General features: G+C 44.4%; 8 protein-coding genes and 1 pseudogene. 5 read left to right on the top strand and 4 right to left on the bottom strand.

Translation table 11 applies throughout. The features are described from left to right. Positions 1–324: 324 nt before the first annotated feature. The 3 genes from AB4496_RS03505 to AB4496_RS03495 form a co-directional block, all read right to left on the bottom strand. A complete protein-coding gene (locus AB4496_RS03505; RefSeq protein ID WP_102258068.1) occupies positions 325–1,560 on the bottom strand; it encodes a tetratricopeptide repeat protein in 1,236 nt (411 codons plus the stop codon). Positions 1,561–1,850: 290 nt separating this feature from the next. Then, the gene (locus AB4496_RS03500; RefSeq protein ID WP_102258069.1) at positions 1,851–2,780 is read right to left on the bottom strand and encodes a LysR family transcriptional regulator; all 930 of its coding nucleotides are present in this window, start codon (positions 2,778–2,780) and stop codon (positions 1,851–1,853) included. A 26-nt stretch (positions 2,781–2,806) separates the two neighbouring features. Next, positions 2,807–3,247, bottom strand: a complete 441-nt coding sequence (locus AB4496_RS03495; RefSeq protein ID WP_009845852.1) for an Lrp/AsnC family transcriptional regulator — start codon at positions 3,245–3,247, stop codon at positions 2,807–2,809. Between the two features lie 141 nt (positions 3,248–3,388). Between AB4496_RS03495 and AB4496_RS03490 the strand changes: the two genes are divergently transcribed. Beyond that, positions 3,389–3,973 (top strand): LysE family translocator, encoded by a 585-nt coding sequence (locus AB4496_RS03490; RefSeq protein ID WP_029223178.1) that lies wholly within the window; start codon positions 3,389–3,391, stop codon positions 3,971–3,973. 54 nt (positions 3,974–4,027) lie between these two features. Here the strand turns inward: AB4496_RS03490 and AB4496_RS03485 are convergent, their stop codons facing one another. Beyond that, the gene (locus AB4496_RS03485; RefSeq protein WP_065678504.1) at positions 4,028–4,417 is read right to left on the bottom strand and encodes a DUF1294 domain-containing protein; all 390 of its coding nucleotides are present in this window, start codon (positions 4,415–4,417) and stop codon (positions 4,028–4,030) included. 377 nt (positions 4,418–4,794) lie between these two features. On the opposite strand from AB4496_RS03485, the gene pulA reads away from it, so the two are divergent. From pulA to AB4496_RS03465, 4 genes and pseudogenes are all read left to right on the top strand, one after another. Further along, positions 4,795–8,508, top strand: coding sequence for a pullulanase-type alpha-1,6-glucosidase (gene pulA / locus AB4496_RS03480; RefSeq protein WP_372071229.1), 3,714 nt, complete (start codon positions 4,795–4,797; stop codon positions 8,506–8,508). A 273-nt stretch (positions 8,509–8,781) separates the two neighbouring features. Continuing rightward, positions 8,782–10,548, top strand: a complete 1,767-nt coding sequence (locus AB4496_RS03475; RefSeq protein ID WP_102258070.1) for an alpha-amylase family protein — start codon at positions 8,782–8,784, stop codon at positions 10,546–10,548. Between the two features lie 492 nt (positions 10,549–11,040). After that, positions 11,041–11,502: a hypothetical protein gene (locus AB4496_RS03470; protein ID WP_102258071.1), complete on the top strand. Its 462-nt coding sequence runs from the start codon at positions 11,041–11,043 to the stop codon at positions 11,500–11,502. A gap of 41 nt (positions 11,503–11,543) precedes the next feature. Continuing rightward, positions 11,544–11,732: pseudogene (locus tag AB4496_RS03465) on the top strand (hypothetical protein); the annotation flags it as partial.

The raw sequence follows: 11,732 nt of genomic DNA, 5'->3' as shown, positions 1-11,732 counted from the left end.
CCTTTAGCTGCTCTGAACCTAAACAGTTCTGAGCTCTAAGCTCTAAGCTCTAAGCTCTAAGCTCTAAGCTCTAAGCTCTAAGCTCTAAGCTCTAAGCTCTAAAAAGCAAATCGTACATAAACAAAAAGGGAAGCAGATGCTTCCCTTTTTTTTGTTTGAGTGCTTTACCCGCCGCAGTCAATAATACCTACCGTATGACTTAGCGGCTTAATACAGTCAGTTATAATATCTACAATCATATAACATCGTTGGATTTTTTAAATTGTAGAACTACTCGTTTCAGTCATGTTCAGAACACAAGTAATAACTCATAAACACGGTTTATTAATTGCTCTTCCAGTTAGACTCAACTGCCGGTTGGCTAAAGTCCAAAGAACCGCCATTAGAGTTAGCTTGCTTATCTTGTGATGCTCGATTCGCGCTTGCCTTGTCACCATCATGGTTTTCAGCCGCCTGTTGGTGATTGTTGGCATTTAAACCTTGAGCACTTGAAGCTTCGGTATCCAAATCCGCCTTATCGACACCTAACTCATCACTTTCTTCGTCAGAGGCTTCTTTCACTTTCTTATGTACTGGGATATCGCGTTTGTAGAGCTTGTTGAGCGCTTTAACGATAGAGTGCTTGGTGATTGCTTCTTGCGTCAACTTGGTCATTATTGGCTTAGTCAGAGCCTGTAATCCCACAACGGCATCAACACCAAGATCCCCACCAACTTTATCTCTCAAATACCTAGCATCCGCATAGCCAAAATGAGCCGATAAGAATAACCAGATATACGCGATAGCATTGCCGTGCTCACCATGGTCAATCCACGCCTCACCGGCTTTAAACATCGCTTCTGCACAGTTTTTTTCAGCTGCCGTTTCAAACCAGTAAACCGCTTCACGATGATTAGCGACAACACCAACACCGTTCAAATAGCTCATACCCAATTTAATTTTTCCGTCTAGACTATTCTTTTCAGCCGCTTTTCTGTACCACATGAAAGAGCTTTCTGGAGAATAATCTGGGTTCTCTCTATCTAAGCACCAATCCCCCATAAAAAGCATCGCTTCAGTGTTACCACTAGCTGCAGACTCTTCAATATAGGCGCTGCCTTTCGGAAGGTTTTTCTCAACTCCGCGACCAAACACGAGTGCTTTACCCACCTCGAATTTTGCAAGCGGATCATTATCCAGTGCTGATATCGCTAACTGCCAAAAATTGGCCTTTTCTCTTAAAATTAGGTCTTCTTTGCACTTCATACTCAGACGCACAATGCCGTACATGCCGTTGACATTGTCTAAATGGGCAGCTTTATCGTACCAATACAGAGCTTCCTTAAGATTGACTCGTTCGGCCTCTTTCGCCAAATACAGAATCGACGGCACATGCCCTGTTTCAGCCTTAAATTGACGATCTTTTTGCTCTTGGATACGTGCTTTTTCAATCGCTTTTCGGTAAGCGACAGCGCGAGCTTTACGTTCTTGTTCCAAGCGCTTTTTTCTTAGCGACAAAGAGACCAACCAAACAGCAATCAGTATTAACGAAAGAGCGGTCGCACCAATTGCGATTCCCATTGTACTCATAAAATATTTTGTCCTAACTCGGCTAATAGCACCCTACACAGGAAAGCAATCAACCTATAGCGAGCAGTATGTTTGAATGACAGGGAAAAGCGCAGTTATTAAAACGTTCCGCCCTAACATGAATTTTGTTCAGTATCTCAGGAATACATAATGATAAAAAGCCTACGAGTATCTATCCGTCAGCACTCCATTAATGCTGTGATCCCGCTCGCTTTTTCTCTATAAGTCTTGGGGCGTTACTTATCTATCTTATCTATCAGCTTATGGCCTAGACTTTCCAACTAACCTTGCTGCATCTTTTCCCAAATGGTCGGAGAGCCAATATAGTCTTGAACCATAGTAATGAACTCTTTCACCAATTTGGTCTGCTTACGATGCGGATACACAGCATAAATAGCCGTATCAACCGTCGAGATTGCATAATCAGGAAGTAACGTAACCAAGCCCAGTTCTTTCATTGAGGCATACAAGTTTGATTGGTCAAGGAAGCCATAACCTAAGCCATCTTTCACGCAAGACACCATGGTGCGAACATCACTCACCTTATAGTTACCGCGAATCGTTAGGCTTTGGAAAGTGTTGCCATGCGGCTCTTCACTGATCCGCAGGTGATCGACTGTCATATCACCATTGGTATAGATAACCGCAGGTAAAGAGAGCAAATCTTGTGGCGTCTTTGGCTCACCGTGCTCTTTCACAAAGTCGTTCGATGCAACCAGCATGAAGTTACTGTCGGCAATCTTCTTGGCAATCAAATTGGATTCAACAAGCTTACTGAAGCGAAACGCGATATCAAACTGCCCTGCAATAATATTCGCGATCTTGTCGTCTAGTGACAGCACAATCTGAACATCCGGATACTTTCTCATGAACTGAGTAATAATAGGTTGTAAGTATTGCTGACCAAAATAGATCGGCGACGTAATTCGTAACACACCTTTGGGTTCAGATTGGTACGAGTCGGCAATGCCTTGAATCTGATTAATAGTATCTTTCAGTACATAGGTTTGCGCGAGAATATCTTCCCCTGCCGACGTCAACGAGAACGAACGCGTAGAACGGTTGAGTAACTGAACACCTAAATCTTGCTCCAGCTTTTTGATCTGTTTAGAGAGCGATGAGTTGTCCATATCGTGTAAGGTTGCCGCTTTGGTAAACGACCCTTGTTGAACCACATCTAAGAACAATAACAACTGATTAGTATTTGGCACTGCGCCTCTCCTACAATAAAACTCGACTAACGTTCATCTTTGGGTGTATCCATAACAACCATGGTCGTAATGGATTGAACCTGAGCACATTCCCCAAGCACATCGGCATGAAACTTCTTATAGCCCGGTAGATCTTTGGTCTCAACTCTAAGCAAGTACTCGTTAGCACCAGTAATGTTGTGACACTCCACCACCTCTTTCTCCATACTGACGTGCTGTTCAAACTCTAGCTGAGCCGCTTTGCTGTGGCTCGACAAGCCAATCGAAACATAAGCAATAAAGCCAACGCCCATCAGGCCATTATCCAGAACCGCGCGGTAACCTTGAATGATCCCTTTACGCTCGAGATCCTGTACTCGCCTTAAGGTCGCTGAAGCCGACAATCCTATACGTTCTGAAAGCTCAATGTTGGAGATTCTGCCGTCCAATTTAAGCTCTTGCAATATCCTTTCGTCAAATCTATCCATAAGTACTTATTATTGTGCATTAAGTGATAATTGAGGAAATAAAAGCACATAATTGCCTCACTTTCCACCTACTATGTTTCTCAACACGTGAAAGTCATGACCGGTCAGTCACTTCGTTCATTTTACTGCTGGAGAATCACAATGCCTTTAGAACAACTTAGCGCACTTGCCTTGTTTGCGTTTGTCTCGACCTTCACACCAGGTCCAAATAACATCATGCTCATGACATCAGGAGCCAATGTTGGCTTTGCTCGTACCATTCCGCACATGCTGGGCATTGCTCTGGGGTTTGCAGCCATGTTGCTATTGGTTGGCTTCGGCTTAATGGGGATTTTTAACGCCTATCCGGTCTCTCACCAAATCTTGAAATACCTGAGTCTTGCTTACCTCGTGTACCTTGCGATTAAGATAGCATTGAGCGGTAAAGCGAAAAGTACTGAGGCTTTTAAACCAATGACCTTCATTGGTGCGGCAAGTTTTCAGTGGGTGAACCCGAAAGGTTGGTCAATGGCGCTGACGGCAATTTCAGTGTACAGCAGTGGTAGTTCATGGTGGGAGCTCGCGATCATCGCCAGTATATTCACACTAGCCAACTTGCCATCAGTGACATTCTGGACGGCAGCAGGCAAACAACTGCAACACTGGTTAACAACACCAGTACGCATCAAGAGCTTCAACTACGGTATGGCAGGCTTACTTCTAGCCTCAACGATTCCGATGATCTAATCGACTTACTTTATCTATTGATGGTTAGTACACCGGTGCTAACCATCCGTTTCTTTAAAAGAGCTTAATAATCTCGCTTAGCCATTGACCAAATGTCGCCTGCCCACTCGGCGTTAACGTCCAGACAAAAGCCACAACGTTAAGTGACGCCGTCACGAAAAATACAAATCTAAATGGTTGCTTCTGCGTTTTATGACGCAGTTTATCTTGAGCAATTAACGCACCTAACCAACCACCAGCAACAGAAAAAACATGCAGAGTTTTCTCTGGTACACGCCAATTACCATTGATTGCCGCTCTCTTGTCCTTCGCGTACACAAAAAACGTCACTATTCCGATAACTAAATACCACACCAAGAGCGCTTTTGAACTTTCTGAAAACAACGCAGATACCGCTACCAATACCAGATAAGTAATAGCGATTTGAATAGATGAAGACAACATCAACTCCTTTGGATAATGAACAACATAGCGTCACCATTCCACATTAAAGACTCACTAAGGCTATTTGAGGCGAATGAGTACAAACTTTTTTTGATAGGAAAAACAACCAGCGAGTGAAGTGCCACTAAGCTCACATAAATAAGGCGTAGTTATCACCCCTAGCGACTACTCCTATCTTCTACGCCTATGGCTAACCAACTGTATTTTATGAGCTATTGAACCAATAAAAAAGCGCGTTAACCACCACAATCCGTGATATCGACACTAGGTTTCCTATTTTTACGGATTAAAAATAACTTAATACATAAGCGTCACAAATAGTGGAGCATCGTTAAGCCTAGGATATTCATCTTCGTAAAAAATATGGATATCAAAACGTGAACGAAATAAATACCAATAAACACGAGATTCTACAAAGTACCTTGAAGATTGCAAAAACAAAGAGCTTCAATATTGCGCAAACAAACAACTTCAAACGTTCAGCTTTAGCCAAGGCGATATTGCCTCTCGTCACCGCGACCTTGGTAGCAGGCTGTGGAAGCGACACTAGCAAAACAAACTCTGACAGCAATAGTCTATATAAAGCCGCTGAAAACGAAGTTGTTATTTATTACAAACGAGATGTTGCAGCGGCTCGCGCTTCTGGCTCGACCTACGACGGCTGGGGGCTTCACCTTTGGAATGGTGAAGGTTGTACGAGCACTGACTTAGTCGGCATGGGATTAGGTAACAATGGGACTGACTGGGATGTACCTTATGAATTCAAGGGCATCAATGATACCTATGGCGCCTACTACGTGTTGAAAGTCGACCCAGATGCATCCGACCCTCATAAGTGCATGAACTTCATCTTGCATAATGGCGGCGATAAGGCGTTTGGCAGCGCCAACTCGAAAATTGATCTCACCAAACTGAGTCAATCTCAATCTGTATTCGGTTTCCATGGCAGCAGCGCGCTGTACTACGAACCGATTTCAGAACGCCCAGTTAAGATTGATGGCCAGAAGGCACATTGGTTGGACTCAAACACAATCGCTTGGGAAGCTGCAGACGGTGCCGATTCTCTCAAGTTGTTCTACGCACTCGATAACAGCATCACGATAAACGATGATAAGGCGATCGCCGGTGGGCAGGCCGTTGAACTCAAAAAAGATGGCAAGCTATCCTCTGCATTAAAAGAACGCTTCCGTCATCTAGCAAGCCTACCCGCTTTATCAATTGATGTTGACGCCAGCACGCTGCGCACCATCTTGAAATCTCAAATCATTGTTGTTGCGTATAATGTGAATGGCGACGTTATCTCTTCAACTGAAGTTCAAAAGCCCGGCGTACTTGATGCTGTATTTGCCAACAAAGAGACGGGTAACGCAATCGGAGAAACACTGGGGGCGATTGTGGAAGGCAGCACGACGACCTTCAAACTTTGGGCTCCTACCGCGCAAGATGTTGAACTCGTCCTCTACAGCGAAGACCGACAAAGTTCAAAAGTGATCCCAATGACGGAAAGCTTGGAAACAGGCATTTGGGCAACGGATTCAATTTCTAACGCCGTGAATAGTTATTACCGTTACCAAGTGAAGGTCTACCACCCAACCACTGGTAATATCGAAACTCGCCTTGTGACCGACCCATACTCACTCGGCTTGTCGAAGAATTCAGCATACTCACAAGTGATTGACCTTGATGAAGCAGCACTGATGCCACAAGGTTGGGCTGGATATAAGCGCCCAACCGTGAAGAAAGACGAAGACCACGTACTGTACGAATCACACCTTCGTGACTTTAGCTTCAGTGATAAGTTAGGTACAGCAAGCTTAAACGGCAAGTACCTAGCGCTAACAGAAGCCGATCGTGAGTCAGTAAAACACTTGAAAGCTCTGAAAGATGCCGGTTTAACTACGCTTCATATCTTACCTGCATTCGATATCGCTACCATCAATGAAGATGACGCGAGCCGCGTGGATATCACCGACACCGTTGGCAAACTCTGTAACGTAAAACCAACGGCGACTTTATGCGGCACCGAAGATGAAAACAAAACCATCGAAACCGTACTCAACAGCTATAACTCTTCAACAGGCGATGCCCAAGCTCTAATGAACGATCTGCGTATGCTAGATAGTTTCAACTGGGGCTACGACCCATTTCATTACACCGTTCCAGAGGGAAGTTACGCGACAGATCCTAACGGTTCAAAACGTATTCTAGAATTCCGTCAAATGGTTAAAGCTGCGCACGAAATGGATCTTAAACTGATCATGGACGTGGTTTATAACCATACCAATGCGTCTGGCGTGAACGATAAGTCCGTACTGGATAAGATCGTCCCTGGGTATTATCACCGCCTGAATGTGAACACTGGTGGCGTGGAAAGCTCAACGTGTTGTGATAACACCGCAACTGAAAACCTAATGATGGGTAAGTTGATGGTCGACTCACTCAAGGTATGGGCTGACGACTATAAGGTTGATGGTTTTCGTTTTGACTTAATGGGCCACCAGCCAAAAAGCGTAATGGTTGAAGCATTGAAAGAAGTGCGCAAGATCGACCCAAATACCCTGTTCTATGGCGAAGGTTGGGACTTTGGCGAAGTAGCAAACAACGCTCGCTTCGAACAAGCCAACCAGATCAATATGGCAGGCACCGAAATTGGCACCTTCTCTGACCGTTTGCGTGATGCAGTACGCGGCGGTAGCCCATTTGATGGTGGTGTCGATTCTGAAGGTAAGCACCCACTTCGATTTAACCAAGGCTTCGGTAACGCCGCGTTTGCCAACGAAGAAACCAAAGTTGATCAAGATTCAGTCAACGGTCGTTTACACAACCAAGATCTTGTGCGTTTAGGCATGGCCGGTAACTTAGCCGAATACGTATTACTGGATTACAAAGGCGATACCAAACTGGGCAAAAACGTCGACTACAACGGCGCACCTGCCGGCTACACCAAAATGCCGTCAGAGAACATCTCTTACGTTTCCAAGCACGATAACCAAACTCTTTGGGATAACAACGCTTACAAAATCGCCGAAGGTACAAGCTCTGCAGAACGTGCTCGTATGCAGTCGGTATCGCTCTCGACCGTCATGTTGGGTCAAGGCATCCCGTTCATACACATGGGTTCTGAACTGTTACGTTCTAAATCGATGCAGCGTGATTCTTACGACTCTGGCGATTGGTACAACCGTGTGATGTTTGATGGTACTGGCAATAACTGGAATGTTGGCTTACCTCGTGAAGACAAAGATGGTGCCAACTGGGAACTCATCAAAACTATCATTGCCGACAGCACAGCTAAACCAGTAAAAGAAGACATTGACCTCACCAAGCAGCAATTCCTAGAGCTGTTAAAAATCCGCAGCTCAAGTGAACTGTTCCGCTTAGACACAGCAGAAGAAGTCATGAAGCGTGTCGACTTCCGCAATGTGGGCAAAGATCAAATCGAAGGCCTGATCGTGATGTCTATTGATGACGGAATCTCCACAGGCAAAGACCTAGATCCAACCGCTGATGCCATTGTGGTTGTCATAAACTCAACGAGTAAATCTCAATCATTCAAGATCACGGGAGCGACGGGCTTTACACTCCATACCATTCAGCAGAACTCTGCCGATGACATCGTGAAAGGCGCCACCTTTTCCGCTGAGACCTTCACCGTTCCGCCATTGACCACCGCGGTATTTGTGCAAACTCAAGGCGCATCACAAGGTGCTGGGTTATCGGTTGATAACTCACAAAAGGACGTATCTAAGATTCCGCCATATGGCAAAACGACCGTCTATGTACGTGGTGCAATGAACGGATGGAACCCGACGGACGCTTGGGCGATGAGCTTCGTTGGTAACGGCGTTTACTCTGTCAGTGGCGCTTTGGCTGTGGGTGAATATGGCTTCAAGTTTGGCGGTTCTACTTGGGGTGTCTTGGATATTGGCTGTCACTCCGTCGACTTAGCTAAAGGCTCGATCAACATTGGCAGCGAAGGCGACTGTAAGTTGAATGTAACCGAAGCCGGCAACTACACATTCACACTGAATGCGATTCATCAACTCAATGACAGCGCAGAAAAAGCCGTGGTATCTGTGACGAAACAATAAGCTTCACATTCACATAATCATCACAGACGAGCCTGTTTTTTTGGGGAAAAGCGAGGGGAGGTATTAACCTCCCCTTTTTTTGAGCAGCCGCTCACATACCACAGCAACTACGCCCCGATTTTCTTACCCAAGGAGGATAAAGCCGCATTCTGATTAAGCTAGCCTCCTAACGATAACTTCTATATCAAATATAACGTCTATATCAAACATAACGTCTAGCACAGCTTCAACGACAAAGCCCTACACCTCCACTTCTCGAGATGGAATATAAGTATGTACAACAAGAAACATTCAATCTATCAAGTTTTTACCCGTTTGTTCGGCAATCAGAATACACAGAACACACCTTGGGGAACCATTGAACAAAATGGCGTGGGCAAGTTCAGTGACTTCACCAATAAAGCGCTGACAGAAATTAGAGAACTCGGCATCACTCATATTTGGTACACCGGAGTACCACATCATGCTGTGATCAACGACTACAAGCACATCAGCATCTCAGACGATCATCCAAGCGTTGTAAAAGGACGGGCTGGCTCACCTTATGCCGTCAAAGATTACTACTCCGTAAACCCAGATCTTGCTGACAACCCAGCGCAGCGTTTACAGGAATTCGAAGCCTTGATCAAAAGAAGCCATGACAATGGTTTGAAAGTCATCATTGATATCGTCCCTAACCACATTGCCCGTAATTACCAAGGCTTGAATAACCCAGAGGGCGTACGTGACTTTGGTGATCAAGATGACACGACGGTTGAGTATCATCGCAACAATAACTTCTATTACATTCCTGACAGCGCATTTGAACTGCCCGAGATCGAACCTGCGTTCATTCCTCTTGGAGGCGAACAACATCCGAATTTAGCCTCACCGTTTCTTGAATCCCCAGCCAAATGGACAGGTAACGGATCGCGTTTGAGCAAACCAAACTTCGATGATTGGTATGAAACCGTAAAAATTAACTATGGCGTGCGACCAGACGGTTCAAAAGACTTCCCTGAACTACCGAATGATTATGCGATGCATGATCACCTCGCCCACTACCATTTCTGGCAGCAAGTTGATGTGCCGGATTCATGGGTTAAGTTTCGAGACATCGCATTATATTGGTTAGAAAAAGGCGTCGATGGATTTCGCTACGATATGGCAGAAATGGTACCGGTCGAATTCTGGAGCTATCTCAATTCATCAATCAAAGTAAAGAATCAAGACGCCTTTTTGATGGCGGAAGTGTACCAACCGGACCTTTATCGTGATTACATTCGCATGGGTAAAATGGACTATCTGTATGACAAAGTCGATCTTTACGACGGCCTAAAAGCAGTCATGCAAGGTAAGGCTTCAACGGCAGTCATCCCTGAGATCCAGCATCAAATGATGGACATCGAACATCACATGATGCACTTCTTAGACAACCACGATGAGCAGCGTGTCGCGTCTCCTGATTTTGTTGGTAACCCACACATTGCCAAACCTGCCATGTTAGTCAGTGCGCTATTAAGTAGCTCTCCCACCATGATTTACTTCGGGCAAGAAGTAGGCGAATCGGGCGCGGAGAACGCAGGCTTTGGGCAACCTTCTCGCACGTCTATATTTGACTACATCGGTGTTCCTCAACATCAAAAATGGATGAACGGAGGAAAGTTCGATGGCGGGCAGCTCAACGATGACGAAAAGCAGCTCAGACTCTTCTACCAACAAGTGATGACGTTTTCATTGAACCATTCATCGATGACCGGAGCGTACCAAGACTTACACCAATCCAATCAGCTAAGTGATTCTGTTTATGCTTTCTTGCGTTTTGATAACCAAGAACTGGTTATCGCCGCGGCTAACTTCAGCCAAAGAAAAACAGACCACATTCAGTTGAAGGTGACGGCAGAGGTTATTCAAAAACTAGGCATCGCTGACGGAAGCTATACGCTCCAAGAACATATTGAAGGCGTCCAACAACAGACGCTGTATGTGGAAAATGGTGTCGGTTACTTCAGTGCAGAATTCCCCCCCCTAGCCGCTTTCGCTTGGGTGTTACCCCTTTAATCAATCGTTCTAAAAGTAACTGGTGATGACGGCGTTAAATCAGAGGAAACGGTACTTAACGTCGTCTTCGGATAAGTAAAATTCAGACGGTCGTTGGTTTTCAAAGCACGTTCTAAGCAGCTATGGCGGGTAGCTGTAACTTGTTTTTGCCCCATTATTTGGTAGACCTTTTACTCATTCGCATCCTGTTCATGAGCTTTTTCCCTACTAAAAGTTATCCATTCTTCTAATGCTGTTCGTTGTGAATCCCCGGGTTGTATCACGGGGGTAAATTCGACCTAGCTATCAGCACTCATACAACCCTGCTCTAGTTGCAAGCTTGCGCGCTAGCTTCACACATATAGTTATGAAGCATTTAGGATTCAGCTAGTTTTCTAGCCATAAGTAATTGTTAAACAATATAAAAATCTCGTATAATCGCTTTCACAAAGAACTAGATTGGAAGCTTTTGCATTAAAATCTAGAAACTGCCCCTTTTTTGTAAGAGATCTTATGGAAATCCTCGATGTTTCATGGACTGCAATAACCAAACTAATTCTTTCGGGTATTGGGCTATATATCATAGCGCCCATTTTACTCACTCTGAGAGATTTACTTATTACCAAATTAATTGAGCGTTTTCTCCTCAGTCAAACTATTAGAGATTCGATACACATGTGCGAGGCAGATCGCTGGCTGATAGACCATAAGTATAATGAACCAGTAATTATGGATCGTGGTCAACATTATATAGGTAAGAAGAAAGTCACAGAGAAGCAATATGAAAACTATAAGAGATGCATGTGGAAACACCATAAACGCTTTGGGTTGCTCGATTCAAAGATCCAATTTCGTGAAAATATAATAAATTATGTCATGAATCACTTAAAGAACAATAGCTATGTCAATCCAGTAGATGGCTTGAGAGCTTCTTCATACAAGCATGCTGAAAAATTAAACTGCTATAACGAATAATATAGTTAGGCCGCCACTTCAATGTTAAGAGTTAGATATTTATGTCAGATTTGATCGAAAAAGTAGTAATTGCAAATGCTCCAATTGATGCAGGGGCATCTGAATTTTTAGTTTCAATTAGCCCACATTACCCTTCCATAATTATCACTGCTCTAATAGGTATTGGTAGTATTTTTACTTCTGCTGCTGTTGTTTATATTACTCGTAAAAATCAAGAGTCTCAGAACAAG

Source organism: Vibrio sp. 10N.222.46.A1 (assembly GCF_041473595.1).
In the GTDB taxonomy this organism is placed as follows: domain Bacteria; phylum Pseudomonadota; class Gammaproteobacteria; order Enterobacterales; family Vibrionaceae; genus Vibrio; species Vibrio tasmaniensis_A.
Note: the sequence above shows the minus strand (reverse complement) of the source record. Positions and strands in the feature narration are given on the sequence as shown.

Coding starts and splice junctions, on each gene's coding strand:
- AB4496_RS03505 (WP_102258068.1), bottom strand. CDS start 1,560: ATGGGAATCGCAATTGGTGCGACCGCTCTTTCGTTAATACTGATTGCT.
- AB4496_RS03495 (WP_009845852.1), bottom strand. CDS start 3,247: ATGGATAGATTTGACGAAAGGATATTGCAAGAGCTTAAATTGGACGGC.
- AB4496_RS03490 (WP_029223178.1), top strand. CDS start 3,389: ATGCCTTTAGAACAACTTAGCGCACTTGCCTTGTTTGCGTTTGTCTCG.
- AB4496_RS03485 (WP_065678504.1), bottom strand. CDS start 4,417: ATGTTGTCTTCATCTATTCAAATCGCTATTACTTATCTGGTATTGGTA.
- AB4496_RS03475 (WP_102258070.1), top strand. CDS start 8,782: ATGTACAACAAGAAACATTCAATCTATCAAGTTTTTACCCGTTTGTTC.
- AB4496_RS03470 (WP_102258071.1), top strand. CDS start 11,041: ATGGAAATCCTCGATGTTTCATGGACTGCAATAACCAAACTAATTCTT.